General features: G+C 70.1%; 15 protein-coding genes. 2 read left to right on the forward strand and 13 right to left on the reverse strand.

The features are described 5' to 3' along the window. Positions 1-151: 151 nt before the first annotated feature. Complete coding sequence (locus tag ACFVJQ_RS41675) at positions 152-1,069, forward strand: IS5 family transposase (protein ID WP_385790947.1); 918 nt, start codon at positions 152-154, stop codon at positions 1,067-1,069. On the opposite strand, the gene ACFVJQ_RS41680 is transcribed toward ACFVJQ_RS41675, so the two are convergent. Next, entirely contained in the window at positions 1,026-1,562 is a 537-nt protein-coding gene (locus ACFVJQ_RS41680) for a hypothetical protein (protein ID WP_385790948.1), read from the reverse strand. The two genes, ACFVJQ_RS41675 and ACFVJQ_RS41680, sit on opposite strands and share 44 nt — an antisense overlap. Before the next feature lie 341 nt (positions 1,563-1,903). Here ACFVJQ_RS41680 and ACFVJQ_RS41685 point away from each other — a divergent pair, with 341 nt between their 5' ends. Further along, positions 1,904-2,371: a hypothetical protein gene (locus ACFVJQ_RS41685; protein ID WP_385790949.1), complete on the forward strand. Its 468-nt coding sequence runs from the start codon at positions 1,904-1,906 to the stop codon at positions 2,369-2,371. 402 nt (positions 2,372-2,773) lie between these two features. Here the strand turns inward: ACFVJQ_RS41685 and ACFVJQ_RS41690 are convergent, their stop codons facing one another. From ACFVJQ_RS41690 to ACFVJQ_RS41745, 12 genes are all read right to left on the reverse strand, one after another. Beyond that, positions 2,774-3,196: an ester cyclase gene (locus tag ACFVJQ_RS41690; RefSeq protein ID WP_385518057.1), complete on the reverse strand. Its 423-nt coding sequence runs from the start codon at positions 3,194-3,196 to the stop codon at positions 2,774-2,776. 86 nt (positions 3,197-3,282) lie between these two features. After that, positions 3,283-3,780 carry a hypothetical protein gene (locus tag ACFVJQ_RS41695; RefSeq protein WP_385790950.1) on the reverse strand — a complete coding sequence of 166 codons (498 nt, stop codon included), beginning with the start codon at positions 3,778-3,780 and terminating at the stop codon, positions 3,283-3,285. 11 nt (positions 3,781-3,791) lie between these two features. Then, positions 3,792-5,210 (reverse strand): MFS transporter, encoded by a 1,419-nt coding sequence (locus ACFVJQ_RS41700; protein WP_385790951.1) that lies wholly within the window; start codon positions 5,208-5,210, stop codon positions 3,792-3,794. Positions 5,211-5,916: 706 nt separating this feature from the next. Beyond that, positions 5,917-6,894 (reverse strand): TniB family NTP-binding protein, encoded by a 978-nt coding sequence (locus ACFVJQ_RS41705; protein WP_385790960.1) that lies wholly within the window; start codon positions 6,892-6,894, stop codon positions 5,917-5,919. Positions 6,895-6,992: 98 nt separating this feature from the next. Continuing rightward, positions 6,993-9,098, reverse strand: a complete 2,106-nt coding sequence (locus tag ACFVJQ_RS41710; RefSeq protein ID WP_385790952.1) for a Mu transposase C-terminal domain-containing protein — start codon at positions 9,096-9,098, stop codon at positions 6,993-6,995. Continuing rightward, positions 9,095-9,847, reverse strand: a complete 753-nt coding sequence (locus tag ACFVJQ_RS41715) for a TnsA-like heteromeric transposase endonuclease subunit (protein WP_385790953.1) — start codon at positions 9,845-9,847, stop codon at positions 9,095-9,097. Before ACFVJQ_RS41715 ends, ACFVJQ_RS41710 begins: the two co-directional genes overlap by 4 nt. Positions 9,848-10,017: 170 nt before the next feature. Beyond that, entirely contained in the window at positions 10,018-11,445 is a 1,428-nt protein-coding gene (locus ACFVJQ_RS41720; RefSeq protein WP_385790954.1) for a DNA-binding protein, read from the reverse strand. Between the two features lie 128 nt (positions 11,446-11,573). Beyond that, positions 11,574-11,723, reverse strand: a complete 150-nt coding sequence (locus ACFVJQ_RS41725) for a hypothetical protein (protein ID WP_385790955.1) — start codon at positions 11,721-11,723, stop codon at positions 11,574-11,576. Between the two features lie 670 nt (positions 11,724-12,393). Beyond that, the gene (locus ACFVJQ_RS41730) at positions 12,394-13,602 is read right to left on the reverse strand and encodes a helix-turn-helix domain-containing protein (RefSeq protein ID WP_385790956.1); all 1,209 of its coding nucleotides are present in this window, start codon (positions 13,600-13,602) and stop codon (positions 12,394-12,396) included. 6 nt (positions 13,603-13,608) lie between these two features. After that, a complete protein-coding gene (locus ACFVJQ_RS41735; RefSeq protein ID WP_385517567.1) occupies positions 13,609-13,824 on the reverse strand; it encodes a hypothetical protein in 216 nt (71 codons plus the stop codon). A 678-nt stretch (positions 13,825-14,502) separates the two neighbouring features. After that, entirely contained in the window at positions 14,503-16,860 is a 2,358-nt protein-coding gene (locus ACFVJQ_RS41740; protein ID WP_385790957.1) for a transposase, read from the reverse strand. 85 nt (positions 16,861-16,945) lie between these two features. Next, positions 16,946-19,375, reverse strand: coding sequence for a Helicase associated domain protein (locus tag ACFVJQ_RS41745; protein WP_385790958.1), 2,430 nt, complete (start codon positions 19,373-19,375; stop codon positions 16,946-16,948). Positions 19,376-19,936: the final 561 nt, after the last annotated feature.

Genomic DNA, 19,936 nt, shown 5'->3' on the forward strand with positions numbered 1-19,936 from the left:
CCGAGGCTCTTGGTAGCTGTTGTTTTTCGATCTTGAGAGAAGCCCGTCGGGCGGGAGTCCCGATTGGGTGGTCGCGGGATGCTTGGCGCATACGGGTGGGGCCTCCTGAACAGCTCGTTGGTATCGAATCACCGAGCAGCAGGAGGCTCTGATGCAGCAGTCTTCCGTGCCGATGGCCGGGCGGTCCAGCTCGGTCACCTGGGAGTGTGACTGTCTGGCTCACCGGTTCGGAAACGCCGCCGACAACGGGTCCCGGCAGCCGCGTTATCCGACGGACATGACGGACCGGGAGTGGACGGCTGTCCGGCCGTTGCTGCCGGTGCCGGGCTGGCTGCGCGGTCGCGGCGGCCGGCCGGAGGCGTACTGCCACCAGGCCGTACTTGATGCGATCCGCTACCTGGTGGACAACGGCATCAAGTGGCGGGCGATGCCTGCTGACTTCCCGCCGTGGGACCGGGTGTACGCATTCTTCCGCCGCTGGCGCGACCACGGTCTGGTCAGGGAGTTCCACGACCGGCTGCGCGCCAGGGCCCGCCTGATGGTGGGCCGCGACGCGGAGCCGAGCGCAGGCGTGATCGATTCGCAGTCGGTCAAGGCGGACGCGGTGGTCGGGGCGGACAGTCGGGGCTTCGACGGCGGCAAGCTGGTCAACGGCCGCAAACGGCACGTCGTGGTCGACACGCTCGGTCTGCTGCTGGGGGTGATGGTCACCGCCGCGGACACCGGCGACCGCACCGCCGCCCGCGTGCTGCTGAAACAGGTAGGCGATGCCCACCACCGCCTCGCCCTCGTCTGGGCCGACGGCGGCTACACCGGCAGCCTCGTCGAGCACTGCCTGGCCGCGTTCGCGCTGGTCCTGGCGATCGTCAAGCGCAGCGACGACATGCGCGGCTTCGTGGTGCTGCCCAAACGGTGGATCGTCGAGCGGTTCTTCGCCCACCTGATGCGCACCCGACGCCTGGCACGCGACTTCGAACGCCGCACCACCAGCGCCGAAGCGATGATCTACTGGTCGATGACCCTGCTCATGACCCGCCACCTGGCCCCGACACGCCCGCAGCCAGCATGAACCGGCCCGGTGCGGGCTCGGCCAGCCAGCCGCGGGCCACCAGGCGTTTCGCCTTCGACCGCAATGCCTCCACACGCGCTGGCACCACGTCCATACCGAACACCGCAGCCATCTCCTGGCAGGTCAGCGGCCCTTGACGGAGGCGGGACCGGTCCGCGAGCGCCTGCAGGATGCGCTGGTAGTCCGCCGACAGCACCGACGAGGCCAGCCCCTCACGCCACACGGGCACCTGCGACTTCGGCTTCGCCGCATCGCGGGGCGTCGGCTGAGCATCCGCATCCCGCGGATCCGGGATGACCTCCGTCCCGGCGGTGTCGCCGCGGTCCGGAGCCAGCACCATATCGACCCGCCTGCGGGCGATCGCCCACTCCTGCCATTCCAGCTCGGCCACGGCCAACTCGGCCTGAATCCGGTCGGCCTCCTCCCGCAGCCCGTCGACCCGACGGCGAGCGGCGAGCTCGTGCTGTTCCAGCAGTCCAACGACCGACGGCATCCGCGACCTCCCGGCAAGCGACGACCCGACAGGCCACGACTCCCACCGAATCACCGACCCTATGCCTGACCAGCGGAAACGCGGCGATCACGTCCGGAAAAACAACAGCTTCTAAGTCGCTCACTCAATTGCCCGCTCCTCGTTCCGCACGGCATGCTCTGAGCCCGAGGACCACCCCGCTGTCCGCTCCGTAAACAGCGACCGCACAAGGCGCGCACATCTCAATCAGCAGCCAGGGCGCCCCAGAGAGCTGGACGGCCACTCCTCGCTAGCCACTACTGGCAGGCCCTGCTCAGCCACATCCGGCCCTCCCGGACCGCCTGACAACTTACGGAGGACCCATGCGCGCCCTGCGCATCGCCCCCGACACCACCGTCACGGAACTCGACCTGCCTGAGGCCGATGCGCACTTAGCGATCCGGGATCACATCGGAACGACCGGCACGGTTGATCAAGGCGTGTACCACCGGCGGGCCCTGCTGCACATCCACGGAGACGGGCGCGCGATGGGGCTCGCGCAGAACATCGCCGCATGGGCCCTGGCGGGTGCCTGGCGAGGCATGGCCCTGTACCCGGTGCACGGGCCGGTCGTCGTCACCGGACGTGCTCAGGACGGGGGAGTGGCCGACCTGGACGACGGCCTGGCCCAGCACGCGCACGCGGTTGCGCAGACCGTCCGGGAAACACTGGGGGAGTGGCGCACACGGCCGCCCGCGTCCAACGAGGCGGCCCTGAGCGAACTGCTCGCCTACGCGGCCCGGGACGTTGCCCCCCAGCCAGTAGTGCGCACGCGCGGCCCTGCGCACTAACGTCTACAGGGCCTTGCGTGTAGGGTCCGCGACTCTGTGAGCACCGCATCCTGCAACAACGCTGGAATCCGGGCGTAGTGAGCAGCAGTGGTGTCGATGGATCTTGAGCAATCAGAGGTTCTCCGAGAGCAGGTCAATGATGTTGAGTCATCAATGGTCCCGGTGAAGTGGGTCTGTACTGCTGGATCGCGTAGAGCGCGTAGAGATCGTGTCCAGAGCCAGATGACGCGGCCGCCGTGGTGATGGTTGGCAGATGGCGATGTACGACGGCAAGCCGGCGCGCCGTCGCCTCTCGCCCCGGTCCCCCTGCCCGGGACGGGAACCGCAGCGGGTACGCCGGCCGGTTCTTGTCCGCGCGGGCGCGGTGGCGAGGACAGGCCACCGAGCTGCCCCCGGACGGTGTCAGGCTTCGAGCTGCCGCAACAGGTTTGCGGAATCCCAGTTGACCCAGTTCTCCGCGATCCGGCCGTCCACCACGCGATCGATGACGATGCCGCTCCAGGACACCTCGCGACCCGTCGGGGCAATCCCCCACAGAGTCCCGGTGTGCCGCCCGGAGGAAATGAACCTGGTCGCCACCAGGTGGCCTTCCGCGCACTGCAGGGAGATCTCGTCGGAGAAGCCCTCGAAGGCTTCTCTGAACTCCTGTACGAAGGAACGCAGTGGGCCCAGGCCCCTGACGTCTTCCAGTTCGACGCTGCCGGGATTCTGGTGGCTCACGAAATCGGCGGCATAGAGGTCGTCGACAGCTGCGAGATCGCCCTCGCTCCACACTCTTCGCAGGGCGTCTCGGGCGATTTCCTTGTTCTTCTCCTCGAGTGACATGGCACCCTCCGTCAGACGGTCGGTACGGGTCCACCTTGCTCGGTGCACAGCCTCCTCACTCCGTACGCGGCAGACGGCCGCGTCGGTCACGTGCTCTCGGATCGCAAGCCCTTGTCCGGAGTGGAGAAGAGCCGGCGTGCCGGCTCGTCGAGCGCCGCGAACCCTTCGACGATCTGGGCGGCCACGCGCCAGTCGCCGTCCTCCGACAGCCTGCGCAAACGCCAGGCGTGGAACGCTTCCCCGGTGTACTCCTCGCTCCGGGCCGCCCCTTCCTCGCGCCCGCGCAGGAAGAAGTGCAACCACGTCCGGGCAGTGAGGGCTCCGGGCCCGTCCTCCCGGACATCAAGTATCTGGAGGATCTCGTGCGACTCGTCGAAGAAGACCGAGCGCGCCTGGAGGAAGTCGCGCAGTCCTGCCTCCCCCTGCCACATGTACCCGCCCACGAATCCGGTCTCGAAGTCCTCGGTGAGGATGCCGGCAAGCATCTCCTCGGGTGAGGCGTGGGCCTGCAGCAAGGTGAAGTACCGCTCGATCGTATCGATGAGGACCGGCTCCAGAGCGGTGTACGCCGTGCGTGTGGACATGCGAACTCCTTTCAGGGGGTGGGCGGCGGCCGGCCGTGCTGCCACTTCAGGAGCATCAGCAGGCCGGCCGCTCCGAGGAAGGCCAGTCCTGCCGTGCCGCGCAGCACGGTTTCGATCGCGGGGCCGTCGGCGGCCGCCGCGGCGGCGGAGCCGCTGACGATCTCCAGCACGGAGGCGGCGACGGCCACGGCCATGGCGCCGAGCAGCACGAGTGAGGTGAGGACCAGGCCCGATGCGGCCCCGCGGCGCCCTTCGGGGACGTACGACTGCGTGGCCACGTTGGTCAGCGCCCATCCGAGGCCGACCCCGATTCCGCAGACGGCGAACACCGCTGTGTACCAGCCCAGCGGCTGCACCCAGGTCAGCGCGAGCAGGGCGGCCCCGCTGGTGAGCATGCCCCCCGCCATCAGCGCTTCCGGCCGCCATCGCTGGGCCAGAGGACCGGACCAGTAACTGGCAAGGCCGGCTCCCCCGGAGAGGGCCAGGAAGACCGCGCCTGCCTCGAGCGGGGACAACCCTCGCGCCTGCTGGAGGTACAGCGCGACCAGGACAGCGATCAGGGCGTAGACGACGTTCGAGAGGGAGCCCGCCGCGGTCACGACGTCGAACGGTGCATTACGGAAGAGCGGAAGATCGATCAAAGGCTCCCGCACCCGCCGCTCCACGGCCACGAACAGCACGAGCAGCGCCGCACCCGCCGACAACAGGACGAGGGTCGGCGCCGAGCCCCATCCCCACCCACGTCCCTGGTCGACACCCAGCATGATGCAGGTCAGCCCTGCTGCGACCGTCACCACACCCGGGATGTCCAGGCTGCGGGAGGCGCTGGTGTCCCGGGTCTCCGGGACGAGGCGCATCAACAGCGCCGCCACCGCGCACAGCGGGACGTTGAGCAGGAACACCGCCCGCCAGCTGACGTGTTCGGCGAAGGCCCCGCCGACGAACGGCCCGAGGGCGGTACCGATCGCGCTGAACGCGAGCACGGTGCTCACCGCCCGGCCCTGGCGGGCATCGGGGAAGTGCGCCGCCACCACCGCCACGGCCACCGGGAAGATCAGCGCTGCCGCGGTGCCCTGCACCACCCGGGCGGAGATCAGCACGGTCGCGTTCGGCGCGGCGGCACACACCGACGACACGACGGCGAAGCCCACCAGCCCGATCACGATGACGCGGCGCCGCCCCCGTACGTCTGCCGCCCGGCCCCCGACGATCATCAGCGCGCCCAGTGCGAGCATGTAGCCGCTGACCAGCCACTGCAGATCCGTCGCAGGTGTGCCGAAGTCACGTCCGATGACGGGAATCATCAGGTTGAGGGCGAACCAGTCCATCTGCACGATGAACATGGAAAGTGCCGCGGCGCCGATCACCGACCGTTCCCGGCGGGAGAATCGGCTCGGCGTCGGCAGCCCCTCGGTGGTACGGGGAGCCACACTTCAGCTTTGCACGGCGTGCGACCACCTGCGATCCGGGCACAAGCCGGCTGGCCCGCCGGTCTGGTACGTCCGGCTATGACCTGCGGTTTCTTGGCGACTGACGGGACTGAGTCAGCATGGAACCAGCACGGGTGCTTCTGCCGTCCGCGCGCGCGGACCGAACGGGTGTGCCGGAGAGGCAGCTATCAGGTGCGCCACGAAGTCGCTGACCATCACTCAACGTACAGGCGGCTCGAAGGGACCGCGCTCAGCTCCGACCGCAAGAGGACTGCACGTTACTGACTGTCGCCAATGCTCATGATCACCTGGATTTGCTCAATCGGTGCTCATGATCCGCCGACAGTGCTCACGGAATCGCGGACCCATTGCGTACCGCCGTGCCCGAGCCGTTGAGGAGCTCGTTGATGAGCTGCGTGGTCTCCGTCTCCAGTGAGCAGTCCAGCGCCCGGTTGATCTGTTGGATGCGGGTGATCGTGACGCTTGGAGGGGGGCTTGTTGGTGTGCGGGGTGGTGGCTGGCCTGGTGTGTTGCTGATTGGTTGAGAGGAGGGGGGAGGGGGCGGGTGGGGTGGTGGGGGTGTGTGAGGTGGGGTTGTGTCTTCTGTGCTGGGTGGGGCCGGGCTCGTTGCAGGTTGCGTCAGCGCCGAGAGGCCTGGTGCGCATTTGTGCTGGTAAGGGCTGTTCTGCCTGTTCGGCGGGTGGTGTTAGCGGCCTTGTGTGGGGTGGTGGTGGATTTCGGTGAGGTGGTCGAGCCGGATGGCCTCGAGTGAGTTTTTGGTGATGCGTTCGGTGCCGTCGGTGCCGTCGGTGATGGCGGTGATGGCGGCTTGGCGGATGAGGCGGGTGAGGCTTCCGGTGCGGCCGGCGGTGCGCTGGTGGAGGTAGGGGGCGTGGCGGGGGAGGGTGCCGGGTTTGTGGTGGGTGAGGTCGAGGTTGTTTTCGGTGTCGGTGATGACGTCGGTGAAGGGGCGGCGGGTGCCGTGGCGGGCGGGGAGGGGGCCGCAGTCGACGAGGGTGGCGCGTCCGGCGAGTTGGGCACCTCTCACGCCGGTGAAGAGGGGTGTGTCGGTGACGTTGATGCCTGCGTAGACGAAGGTCGCGGGCAGGCGTTCGGTGAGGTCTTTGAGTAGGTCGGCGGTTTGGGCGCTGGTGGTGGTGCGGGGGTTGAGGCGGTGGATTTCGTCGATGAGGACGAGTTGGACACCAGCGGCGGTGTAGGTGTGGCAGACGGCGTCGGTGATCTGGGTCTGGGTCATGCGGGTGGTGGTGGGGATGCCGAGGTAGCGGGCGAATTCGGTGATGAGGGTTTTCGCGGTGGCGCCGGGCGGGACGAGGACGTACGCGACGGGCACGGCGGCGTGTGCTGATCCGGGCGGGGGTGGGTTCTTGCGGGTGTGGGCGAGGTGGCAGGCGCGGCCGACGTGGAGGAGGGCGGTGGTTTTCCCGGCGGCGGCGGGTCCGGTGACGATCAGGGAGGGCCGGGCGGTGGCTTGTTGGTGGCGGCCGAGGATCATCAGGGTGCGGACCTGGGTGGCGAGTTGGCTGATGGCGGGGGTGCGGATGGTGACGAACGCGGAGTGGTAGGCGAGGCGTTCGTCCGGGCTGCGGGGCGCCTGGCCGGGCTGGGGTGGGGTGATGGGGTCGGTGGTGGCGAATTGGTGCCAGCCCTGCCAGGTGGTCAGGGGCCAGGACGGCTCGGCCGTACCGCCGCAGCCCGCGCTGGTGGTGGTGTCGGCTGGTGTGCTGCTCAGGTTCTGCGCCGTGGGGTGTGGGCGGGTGTTCACCACTTGTCGGCTTCCTCGTATGCGTCGTAGAGCCCGAATCCGGTGGCCGCGGCGGGCCGGGTGTCGTCGTCGGGGAGGTCGTCGAGGTCGTCGATGCTGTCTTCCTCGTCCCACTGCGTGGGGCTGTCGGCGCTCTGGCCGGCGTCGTGTTCTGGGCGGCGGGCTGTGGGGAGCGGGGCTGCGGTGGTGCGGGCCAGGAGGGCCTGTTCGGCTTTGGTGGCGTGGCCGCTGTGGACGCGGCGCATGAGCTGGTCGAGGGCGTCGGCGAGGTCGGCTTCGTGACGGTCGGCGTCGCCGTGGTTGCCGTGCAGGGCGAGTGTTCTGATGTGCTGCCAGGTGCGGTCGTTGAACGGCTGGTGGACGTGGTCGCGGTGGGTCCACGGAATTTCGGTCAGCTCGCCGTCGGGCAGACGCACCCAGATCTGGCGGACATCGTGGGGGTTGTAGTGGATCTCCCATTTGCCGCCTCGGCCGGCGACCGGGGAGGGCTGGCCGTGGTAGGGGGCGAGCAGGTCGTGGTCGTAGGTGCGGTGGTGGATGCGGATGCCGGAGGCGGTGATGGCCTGCCAGCGCACGGGCAGCAGCTCGAGGTAATCGCTTCGGGTGAGAGGGACGGGGACGTAGCCGGCGACGGCGACCAGCGCTGCCCACATCTGGTTCGGGGTGAGGGCCTTGCGGGGCATCATCGGGTGGCGCAGGCCTTCGTGGGGGCGGTGGTGGTAGTGCACCAGCCACTCATCAAGCAGGTCCTGCAGCTGGCCGACGCTGTAGCAGGCTTCTTGTTCGGCATCGGGGCCGCGGCGGGTGACGTCGGATCCGGTGTAGCCGGGCAGGTGCTGGCAGAACAGCGCGTTGATGGTGCCGAAGGCGCGCTCGACGATGCCTTTGGCGGTGGGAGCGAACGGTGGGGCGGGTTGGACGCTGATGCCGAGGGTCTCGCAGGCGGCGGTGAACGCCCGGGAGACGAAGACCTTGCCCCGGCCGACGACGATCGTCTCGGGCAGGACGACCGGCCGGGCCGCCGCACCGGCCAGGCGTTCGTCCAGCGTGGCAAGCTGCTGGTGGGGCAGCACGGGAGCGTGGTCCATGCGCAGGATGTTCGGCCAGGTCGGGCGGGCGGGGTGCGGGACGGCCATCTCCGCGAGCAGCAGGGCCGCGTCGACGGCTTTGGTCGCGCTGGGGCACAGCACGGCGGCGAGGATGGCGCGAGTGGCGACGTCGACGGCGATGGTGAGCTCGGGCCTGGCGAGGCGGCCGTCGTCGAAGAGGGCGAGGACGTCCAGGCGGGTGGTGTCGACCTGGACCTGCTCGCCGGGCCGCAGCGCCGTGGTGGGGATGAAGGCCCGCCCGTCGAAGCTGGCGGGGGTCCGCCGGACGGGGCCACTGGGCAGTTCGCCGGGGCGGGCTAGCGTGGTGACGAGCCGGTACAGCGTGGCCGGGGACGGCGCGGGCACAGTGCCAGGGCCGTGCCGGTCCTCAAGGATCTGGTTGATCAGCGGGAACAGGCCGTTGATGGTGCCCTTGGAGCGGCCGCGCCGGCGGCGCAGTGCCTCGCAGACGGCGGCGACGACCCGCTCGTCGGCCCGCCCGGTGGGGGTGGAGGCGCGGGTGGTGCGGTGGTCGAGAAGTCCCCACAGGCCTTGCTTGAGGTAGGCGAGCCGCATGCGCTGCACCGTGGTGCGCGACACCCGTCCGAAGCCGAGCGCGGTCAGTTCCTCGGCCTTGGCCTGCTCCCGCTCGGCCAGCGTGTGCCGTGCGGGGTCGTACTGCTCGCGCACCGCCCCGTCGCTGCCGGGCCCGCCGGGCAGCCCGCATTCGACTTCCCTGACGTGCCGCTGCCAGGCCAGTGCCTTCTCGCGCGCCGCGGCGGGGGCGGTCTCGAACAGCCCCCACTGCGGGGCGGCCTGGGGCACGTCGGCCCCGACGACGGCGAAGCCGGGGTCGGCGAACAGGTGCCCGGCGAGTACGGCCTCACCGCCGCCGTCCGGGCCGACGAGGTGGATGTCCTGCCCGGCCAGGGCGACCACCTGCCACTTCACGCCGCGAAAGCGGACCTGCGTTCCGACCTTTACCGCCGGCCGGGCATTGCGCCGCGCACTCATCCAGCACTTCCCGTCGTGCCAGGGCCGCTCCAGCCGTGCGGGCCGACGAGGACGCGTTCGTGCAGCGGTGTCGTCAGCTGTCCGTGCCACAGGGCGTGGAAGACGGCGGGCAGGACCGCGATCGGGTCACCGACTGCTTCAGCACCCTCGGCCAGCGGCCGGGGCCGCGCGAACGCCTCCAGCACAGCGGCCATCAGGCCCACGCGGCCGGCGTTGCGGGGGTGGCGGTAGCCAGCCAGCCATTTCAGGTTGGCGGTCAGGGCGTCATCCAGCGGGGTGAGGCGCTGGTAGGTCCAGCCGAGATGCGCACATGCCTCCGCCACCGCCTCAGCGGCGCCCAGGGCGCGTTCGCCGCCGGCGTCGGGGTGGCTTGGGCAATCGGCGAGCAGGGCGGTGCCGTCGGTGTAGCGGGCGAAGAGCTGGGGCACCCAGGAGCGGACCTGGCCGCGGGGGTTGCGCCACAGCAGACGTACCGGCCGCCCGGCCAGACCGGTCACGTCCGGGTCGCGGTCCAGGGCCATCAGCTGGGTGCGCATCGCGTTCGATCCGGCGGCCACATGCCGTCCGGTCGTGGCCGACCACCACAGGCCCGGTCCCCACCGCCGCCCCGGCACCGCGGGGAACGCGGACACGGGCGGCAGGTCCTCGAAGGCCACCGCCAGGGCCGCGTCCTCCCACCGCTGCTGCACCGTCTGCCCGACGGGGTCGAGGAAGACCGCCTCGAACCGTGCGCCTTGATCGGCCTTCACTCGCTTCGCCCGGCTTCCGGGCCGTGCTGCACCCGTGTTGATCATCTGCTTCAGCCAAGCCGTATCTGCTGGCAGCTACGGTGGTTTTGGGGATTTGGGCCCCGAAGGGGGAGGGCATGCGCTAACGCTTGACGCTTCCGGCGGGGCGCCCGGCATGTTCGGCCGGTCCTTCAGCCAGCGTCGTCGGCTTGGCCGGCCGTCAGCACCTTCCTCAGGGCGTCGGCGGACATCCCCGCCCACTGGGCGACCTCTTCCAGGGGCACCCCGGCGTTTGCAGCTGCCAGGGCGGTCCGCTTCCAGGCGTTCTCGATCAGGCCGGCGCTGTGGCGGAGGGTGCGCAGAAGCTGCCGGGCGACGTCGGCGGTCGGCCCGGTCTGCACCCCGCGCAGCTGGAGCAGCTGTTCCTCGGCGCTCTCGATCGTCCGGGTGATCAGCGTGCGCTGTTCGGCGGGCACCGCCGCGCGCCACATCCTCCCCGAGCCGGGCGCCTTCTTCTCCTTGCCCAGCACCCGCAGCTGTCCGGCCATGGTCGCGCTCTGGTGTTCCTGGCGCAGCCACCAGGGGTCGTTGTCGTATCCGGGGGGCCCTCCGGCGCCGCGGCGGAGGCGGATGACGGCGCCCATCCAGGAGGTCAGCGGGCCGCCGTAGTCGGTTGCGGCCAGCGGCCCCAGCCACTGCCTGCCGACCCGCTCACCGAGCCGGCGGCAGAACATCCCGTCGGCGGGCAGCGCCCGCGGCCGCCCGGCACCGCTATCCCTCCACACCAGTTGGGCCATGGCCGGGTCCAGCAGCGCGTCGGCGACGGCCACCACCTCGGGGAAGACGACCGCGTCCCGCCCCACGATCCGCCACCGCTCCAGATCATCCCCGGCATCGCCGCCCGCGACCTGGTGCAGACGCCGCGGCCAGATCGTCTCCCGCTCCCAATGCAGGGCCTTTTCCCACCACCGGGCCACCACCGCCTGCGCCAGAGCGAACACCCGCTCCGGCTCGGCCCCGGCCCGCACCGCCCGCCGCGCCACACCGGCCCACCGCCGCTGCGCAGCGGTCACCTCCGGCAGGTGCCGCACGTCCAGATACTCGAGGGGCTGGTTGGCGTCTGCGTCCAGCTGCCACCGCCCGTGGCGGACACACACCCGGGACCAGGGTGGCGTGTAGCGCACCACCCGCACGGCCGTACCGGTTCGCCGGGCTGCGCACAGGCGGCAGCCGAACGCCACCGGCCCGGCGACCGCGCCGCCGATCCGCCACGCTGCCGCCGGCGCCCCGTCCTGCCCGGTGGGCAGCTTGGCGTCCTCCCGTCCCCATGACGGCAACGCCCGCGCCAGGACGTCCTGTCCGACACCGCACAGCTCTGTCAGAACCTCCTGTCCGGCCGTGTTCAGCAAGACTTCGGCATCGGCCCGCGCGCCGCCGCCCTCATGCGCGGGCGGGTAATTGCGCCACTGCCAGCACGAGCGCAATGCCTTCGTCTGAAGCCCGTAGCCGGCCGCAAGGCGGCACAACAGCGACGACGTCGTTTCCCCGCTGAGGGGAGCAACACGAAAGACGCCCCCGCGGCGGCGACCGCCACTGGGCGTGTTTGGAGTATCGAACACCCACTCAACCTTCCTGCGCAGGCCTACAGAGGCCCAGTTGGGGCCACCTGCGCTGGCTGGCCGTTGCACGCTCGCGTGCGTCCGTCAGGCATGGCGCTGCCTGGCGCGGCACCAATGTGGTGCCAGCGTTACCGGGGAGCGACATGCGCGGTCTCTTCAACGCTCACGATGTCCGATGCCGCGCCGTTCTCATCCACCACTTCCTCACAGGCCTCGGTCACCCAGAAGATTTTCAGGCAACCCTCGCCGCGCTGGTGCTCGGCATTGGGGGTTGCCAAGGCAACCTCATTTCCGGCGGTGGCCCACCGTGCGATGTTCCTGGGGCTTCCAGACGATGCCGCCTCATCCGCAGTCCAACGATCAGGCCCCAGCCGCACGGCTCCGTGGGCAATCACGAAATCGATGTCGCCGAGCGGAAGCACCTCAGACCCAAGACGCATCGATCCGCTGTGGAAGACGGCAGACCACAAGTAAGGAAGGAGATCTGTACGTGTCCTCGCTGCAGAGTGCCGCCGCAGCCACCCAGCCCCGCAGGCCTCGGAACGCTCCGGCAGGTTGTCCCTCGCCTGGCTGCAGACCTCGACGAGGTCACGCAGCCAAGCCCACCAAGCGTATCGACATTGATCACCCGCTATGGCGTGCGAAGTGACTCCCAAAGTCGTTGACAAACGACTCCCGTTCTCGCGTTCACAGCCAGCGGGTAGTTGCGCCACTGCCAGCAGGACCGCAGATCCCTGGCCTGCAGCCCGTAGCGCTCGGCGACGCGGCCCATAAGCGAGGACGTCGTCTCGCCCGGGAAGGGGGCGACGCGGAAGACCCCTGCGGGGTGGGGCGCGCCGTCTGGTGGCAAGCTGACCATTTCTGCCTCAGCCTCCTGGTGACGATGCGTAGACGCCAGCCCCCACCGCCCCCGCCGGGACCGATGGCGGGGCTGGCCCCTCGGCCTGTTCAGGCGGCGCTGTGTCCGGCGGAAGCCGATTCCCGGCACACAGGGCACGTTGCGGCCCAAGGACCCGACACCGCCTTGCTCCAGTCCTGGACCAGGACTTCCTGGAACTGCGAATGGTGCACAGCCGCACTCTCTGGCTGCCGGTGCGCGCGGTCGCGAGATCCGGCCGACGAAGCGGGCAGCCCGGCTCTGCGACCGGGTTCCCGTGCGGCGGGGCTTCCGCCGTTGCCTGACGGCCTGCGCGGTTCCTTCACTGCTCCGTCGGCTTGCGGCCCCGGCTTGGGGCTGGACGTGCTCTTCAGCTCGAGCACCATGTGCTTGCCGTCGTGCTCCAGGAAAACGTCTGGCTGCCAGGGCTTGATGCCTTGTGCGGTCGTGCCGTTGCGGGCTGCTTCCGATGCCAGGTAACCCTGCACTCCGCTCGCGATGATCTGCTCGGTGGTCGCTGTCGGCAGCAGGTCGATGAAGCGCCTCCATGGGCTGGTCGCGGCATGATGTTCCGTCAGCACCTGCTCCGACGCCTGCATACGGCGTGCAGCACTCACAGCATCCGCGCGCAGCAGCCGCCGGAAGATGGCCTGCTGCCGCGGGCTTGAGGCGTCCGGCAGTTCGTCGGCTGTGGCTGTGGCTGTGGCTGTGGGGGAGTAGTGAGTGATCTTGGTGAAGGCGGTCAGCCATGGCGTGTGCTGCTCGGGCGGGATGCCGCATCCGGTCAGGAAGGCCTGCAGCTGCTGTTCGTCGGCGGGGATGGTGTCGCGGTTGACGATGCGGGCCGCGCTGCTGACCGGCAGCGCGAGCGGGTTGCCCGAGCGCTCCCGGATCTCGCGCAGGCTCGGTGCCCCGGCCTGCTCCCACACCACCTCCAGCGCCCTGCTCAAGTCGCCCGCGTCACCGATGAGTTCAGGCCGAGGCGCGCGCAGCTGCGCCAGCCGACCGCGCTCCTCGATGCGCGCCTGGCGCCACAGCTCCTCTGCGGCCCGCACCTCGTTCTGTCCACCGCCGCAGCCCTCGACATAGGCCTCGACCGTGGCGCGCCTGGGCACCACAGCTCCGGAGGCCGCCCGCTTCAGCGTGGCAGGGGACAGCCCCGTCCGGCGGCCCAGCGTCTCGTACGTCACCCCGGCCGACTCCCGCCAGCTGCGCAGGTGTTCGGCCAGCCGGCCGCGTACGGGCCGGCTGCGGTCGACGGGCCTTTCTCTGCGCCCCATCCCCGCCTACTTCCCGGCTGCCGCGCGCAGCACCGCGGCAGCCAGCCCGGCCAGGCGACGCCGGCCTCCTCCCACGGCGATAACCGCCGCGGCGCCCAGGGCGCCGCATCCCCCGAGCAGGATGAAGATGTCCTGCAGGGGCATCCCGGTGATGTGCAGGGCGACGCCCAGAGCGGGGAACGAGACGGCGGTGAAGGCCTGCGGGGCGCCGCGCGCTAACACACTGCGAATCCGGGGGCGGTTGAACTGCTACTGGCTGCAAGTCCCTTTGGCACAAGGGTGATTGGCGTCACCGCTCGCGCCGGGCATGCCTCCATCATTTCAGGCCCGCGCCGTCCTCGCAGAGGGATCACTGCCCATGATTGCTTCATATGTGAGTTTTTCCGGTTTTTTGGTTCGGCGGTGTCCAAGGAAGCGGTTCTCGACCGCGCGCCGGGTCCGGATACCCGTACCGTCCCTGATCAGCGGGGCGGCGCCGCCGCGTGCGCCGGCCTCCCGTCGTGCCGGGATGGTTCACCGCTGTCCATGCTCGGCTTGCCGCAGTCCCTGTCTATGAGTGATGGTGGGCCGCAGAACACGACGAGGCCGGTCCCCGGCCCGCGAACGTCCTTGAACTGCTACTGGCTGCAACCGACGCTGACAAGGACACCCCGGCAGACGCACGTTGGCGCGTGATCTGCCCGCACCAGGCCAGCGCCCATCAAAACGGGCGCCGGCTTCGTCGTACCCGCGGCCCCGGCACCGCACCTCCGTGCGATGGCGCACTCTCACAGCCTGCGTTCTCCAGCCCGCCCGCGCAGAAAGGGAACTGTCCTGCGGAGCGCGAGCGGGCCGGGTCCTGCTGCTGGCGGGCAAGGGCCAGGCGTTGAGGACGCTGGCGGTGAAAAACGGGGCAGCGCTTCAGCCGCTGCCGCTGCTGCTGAGGCGGTCGGCGAGGGCGGTCTGCCAGCCCTGGTCCGCGGGCGGCAGCGTGGTGGTGGCGATGCGGTGCAGGGTGCCGTCGGCCAGCCAGCGCCGGTAGCGGCGGTAGCAGGTCTGCCAGGGCCCGAACCGGGCGGGCAGCTCTCGCCAGCTTTGTCCGGTGCGGGCGATGTGCGCGATGCCTTCCACGAGCGCGCGGTGGTCGCGCCAGCGGCCTCCGGCGGCCTGGTGAGGCATGAGCGGGGCGAGGGTGCGCCAGGCGTCGTCGGAGACCTCCCGGACCCAGGCCGTCCAGGGCGGTGCGGTCTGGTCGGCGGCGTGCTGCTCCAGGTCGTCCAGGAGCGCCCGCTGGCCGGCCTGGAGGAGCGGGCGCCTGGCGTTCTGCTGGCGCAGCCAGACGGCGGCGTGCTCGGCGTCCGGGGCGCTGGGCCACCACGCACGCCCGTGGGGGAGTCCCGTCAGGTGATAGCGGGCGGCCCACCAGGCGCGCTGCCAGGCGACCGGCCAGGGCGGGTTCCACCAGGCGTCCACGTCGGTCAGCTGCCTGCCCAGACGGGTGGGGTGGCCGCTGACGCGCTGCTGGTGGCGTTGCATGTTCAGCCACTTGCCCAGGGCGAACCCGTCGGCGGTGGTCGGCTCGGAGACGGCGAGGTGCCCGTGGCGGGCGGCGTAGGAGCGAGCTCGCTCGAGGCCGGCGGCAGCCGGCCGGCGTCGCCCGGACCAGGCCCGGTAGCGCTCCACCTCGGCGGCTGTCAGCCCGAGTTGGGCCAGAAGCCGGCGCTGACCGGTATGCAGGCGATGGTAGCCGCCGATCTGCCGGCGCAGCCATGCTTGCAGCCACCCGGGCAGGCCGGCGAGGTTGTCGCCGCCGTGGACGGGGCCGTGCAGACGGCTATGGGCGTGGGCACGGTGCCAGGCGCGCTGCCAGTCGAGTGGCCAGGGCGGGTTCCACCAGGTGTCCAGGTCCGACAGCTGCCGCACCTGTGCGGTACTGAGGTTGTCGGCGGCACGTAGATTGGCCAGCCACCGGCCGAGGTCGAACCCCTGCTCCCCGCGTCGGCCCGTGTGCGCGAGGGCCAGGTGCCCGTGGCGTGCGGCATGGGCCCGAGCATGTTCCAGCCCTTGCTCGAACAACTCCTGGCGGCGGCGCAGCAGACCCGCGCTGCGCCCGGCTTCCCGTGGCACCGCCAGCTCCTTCTGCCACGCCCCGCCCGCATCAGTTGCAGCACGGCCCGCCTCACCGCCCCCCGTGCCGGCAGCCATGCGCCGCAGCCCCTCTCCCACTTCGACCGGCCGGTGCACCACCCGCACCTCCCACACTCCCTCGCCCCGGCGCTGCGGCGATTCTGCCGACGGGCGCTGCCGCTGACGCGCCAGCGCCCGCGTCCACGTCGCCAGCACACTGGGAGCCGAGTGCTCGACCTCGCCCAGCCAACTCCGCTCCAGCCGCGCCCCTACAGCGGCGGCCACCTGCTCATGACCGCCGGCCGCGCGCACCAGACCAGCTCCACGGCCGTCCACGGCCAGCGCCTGCACCCGCGGATCGGCCAGCGCGTCGGCTACCGCCACAATCTCCGGAAAGACCACCGCATCCCGGGCAAGCAGCCGCCATGCCTGCTCACCCCACCTCGGCACCCCCGAGAACCGGCTGGTGGCCGCCACCACACGCTCAAGACGCGCCCCCCACACCACCTCACGCTCCCCGAAAGCCTCCTGTTCCCACCACCCGCACACCACCGCACGAGCCAGCACAAACACCTCCCCGGGACCCACCCCGATCCCCTCCGCACGCCGCGCCACCCCCGCCCACCGCCGCTGCGCCCGGACCAGCTCCTGCATCACGCCGCTGACGTCGACGAACTCCCATTCATGCCCCTCACCGGTATCCAGCAGCCATCGGCCGTGCCGCGCGCACAACGGTTGCCAGCGCGGCCGGTACACCCACACCCCTTGCGCAGCCCCGCCGCGTCGGGCCGCACACAGCCGACAGCCGAACGCCACCGGCCCCCACCGCGTCGCCCCCACCCGCCACCTCGCCCACGCCTGCCCGTCCCCGCCGTGGCCGGCCAGCGCCGCAGAACCGTACGCCCACGTCGGCAGCGCCCGCGCCAGACGCCCGCCCGGTACACGACACCAGCTGGCCAGCTGCTCCTGAGCCACCGCGTTCAGGAGCACCTCGCCGTCCGGACGCAGACCGCGCCGAAGGAACACGGGGGTCACCCACCGCCACCACCCGGTCAGATCGTGCGCCTGCAGCCCATAAGCGGCCGCCACCCGGTGCAGAAAAGACCACGTCGTCTCGCCCTGAACGGGCGTCACCCTCAGGACCGCGTCCATCGCGTCGCCTTTCGCTCACCGCCTCCTGGGACAACTGAAGTCCCCTGCGGCGGTTTCGCCCCGGGCACGCACGATCATCCGCCGACTACCGCTTCCGCACGCCCTTCTCTGGACGCGGACTGTCGGCTGCCCAGTGGAGTCCGAGGTCGGCGAGCTGCTGGAGTTTGTCGGCGGTGAGTTTGGCGCGCCTGGTCTTGGTGTTCGACAGGAACACCCCTAGTTTCACGGTGTGTTCCTGGCCGTCGATGACGATGGTCTCTACGTGGCCTCTGGGGACCGTCACAGAGCCCGTGCGGGCTTTGTACTGCGCCAGGGCCGCCAGGCCCCGTTCGAAGGCGCTGGAGGCTGCCTTGGGGGCCTTAGCGGGCGCCTCCTGCTCCGGCGGCAGCGGCGTGATGCCGATGGCCTCCAGGAGTTCGCGCTGCCCGTCCATCAGGCTGTGCCAGACGGCGTGCTGCCTCTGCCGCTGGAGCCATTTGCCGACGTCCATCCCGTGCACGGTGACGCCGGGCAGGACGTCGGCCTGGTCCTCCTCGCGTACCAGCTCCCGCAGCGCGGCGTAGCGGCGTTGCCAGTCCGCCGGCCACGCCGGGTTCCAGTCCGGATCGACCTCGCGCAGCGCCGTCTCCCACTCCGGATGACCGTCCAGCGCACCTGGGCGGCGAAGGTTGGACAGCCACTGCCCCACGGGCCTATCCAGCGCCGTCGCCGAGCGCGGCGCGCACAGCGTCCAGTGGTCCTCGTAGTACGCCTTCGCGGCCTCCAGGTTCTCCTGGAACCGCTCATCCGCCACGGACCAGACCATGCCGAGCTTCTCCAGCCGCCTCGCGCGCTGGCCGGTCATCTGCCCGGCCCCGTACGCCCTTCGCTGCTCAGCGACCCACTGCCCAAGCGGAAACGCCCCCTCCCGGTGTCCGTAGGGGACTCGGGCATGCCCCTCACGCTCAGTGAACCCCTTGAGCTTCGCCCAGCCGCGTGCCCAGTCCTGCTTCTCGGTGTCGATCACGTTGAAGCTGACCCACTCCGCGACCATCACCGGGTCCCTGGGAGCGGCGAAACGAAGCAGCAGGCGGGATTCTTCCTCACCTTCCTCGGGCGCCGGGCCGATGCTGACGGACGGCTGTGCCACGTCTTTCTGCGGCTCCTGTGGAATGGCAAGCAATTCCACGGCCTCTTCATCATGCGCACGCAGGCCCTCAAGCACTTTCACCAAAGGCCGATACGACCCCGAGGTGAACATGTCTTCCGGCTTCTCTCCAGGCTGGAGGAATACCGGCACGATCAACGACGCCAATTTCCCCTGCCCCGGCTTCTGCCGCAAAGCGCGCCCGATGGCCTGGACGATGTCGTGCGGCGCCCCCTTCGGGTCCAGCAGGGCGACACTGTCCACGGCCCTGATATCGACACCCTCACCCAGGACGCGGCAGTTCGAGAGCACCGCACGGCGGGCGGTGGAGCCGAACCCGGCCAGGACCTCGCGCCGGCGCTCCGGGACATGCTCCCCGCACAGCCAGTCCGCCCAGATTTTCGCCGGATACCTCTCGGGTTGGTCCGCGTGCAGTTTGGCGGCGACGCGCTGAAGGCCCTCCGCGTACGCCTGCGCCTCCATCGTCCGATGATGGAAGGTGATGCACGTGCTGAGGTCGTAGTCCGCCATCGTCCGCAGCAACGCCGCCTGCAGCGCCCCCAGCCGCTGCCCCCGCACCTCCTCGCTGCGCCGCTCCTCGCCCATCAGCCGGTCGGGCGTGACGACCGGGTCCTGGAGCTCCAGCACGATGATCTGGTAGCGGGCCAACAGACCGCGAGAGACCGCCGACGCCAGGGACAGCTTGTAGAGCACCGGCCCGAAGATGGACTCGTCGTCCATAGACGCCGCCATCTCCTCCGGCAGAGCCTCCCGCACCTCCTCGGCCACCTCCCAGTGCGGCGGCCGCTCCTGCCAGATCCGCGGTGTCGCCGTCAGGTACAACCGGCGCGCGGCCGGAATGACCGCCTGGTCGTGGACGTCGGCCCATGCCTTCCCCAAGGAACCGCTCGTACGGTGCGCCTCATCGACGCACACCAGGTCCATCGGCGCCAACTGCTGCCCGTAGGCGCCCTCGAAGGCCTCCGCCAGCACCCCCAGCGAGGCATACGTGGCATAGATGGTCACCGGCCCCCTGCCGTGCCACAGTGCCAGCTGAATCGGATTCGTCGTGCACCTGACCTTCAAGCTCCACAGCTCGGGATCATCCTGAAGCGAGCACACCGCAACCGCCGGCCCTGTATGCCCCACCGCCCGCCACGCCTTCACCGTCTGGGTCAGCAGATCCAGCGTCGGCACGAAAACCAGCACACGCCCCTTGGAAGCAATCCGCCTCGCGGCAGCGGCGGCAATGATGGTCTTTCCCGTCCCGCACGCCGCATGGACCTGCCCCCGCAGACCGTTCACGGGAACACCGCTCGGCGGAATATCGAGGCCGCGCACAATGGCACTCACGGCCTCGATCTGGTGGTCACGCAGTTTCACGGCCATGTCCCCTGTTCTCCTTTTCGCGGAATGTGGCACGCAGTCAGAAAGGTATCGTGGCACGGCAGGTGCGGCCCGGGAGATATGCTGTCTGTTCCCAAACTCTACACAGTGCATCACTGTGATGCAGCATCCTTGCGCCAACTTTCGTCGCCAGGGCGATACATGGCCGAACCTCGCCCTACGGCTACCGGTTGTCCTGTATTCTGGCAGGGCACCAGTGAACGTGTCCGGGTGGTTTCGGTAGTTGGGGAGAGGGTTCGGGTGGAGCGCAGCGGAGCCCGGCACCGCGGTGGGGCTGGCACCTGTCGGGCCGGATGGTCCGTCAGTCTCGTTGCTGGGGTGGTAGCTGGTATTCCCAGCGGCTACACAGGCCCGCACGTGATGCACACCTCCCCTCGTAGCCAGCCTCGGGAATCCCGCTTGCGGGATTCCTTCAATTCGCGCTTGCGCGAATTGACACGCTTTTAGAATTCCGCTTGCGGAATTCAATTCCCGTGCTTGCGCGGGAATTTGGCGAAGCGTCAGCGGAGCCTTTCACTCTGCGGTGCGCCAGCACCGCAGTTC

This window comes from Streptomyces sp. NPDC127197, from assembly GCF_042672405.1.
In the GTDB taxonomy this organism is placed as follows: domain Bacteria; phylum Actinomycetota; class Actinomycetes; order Streptomycetales; family Streptomycetaceae; genus Streptomyces; species Streptomyces flavusporus.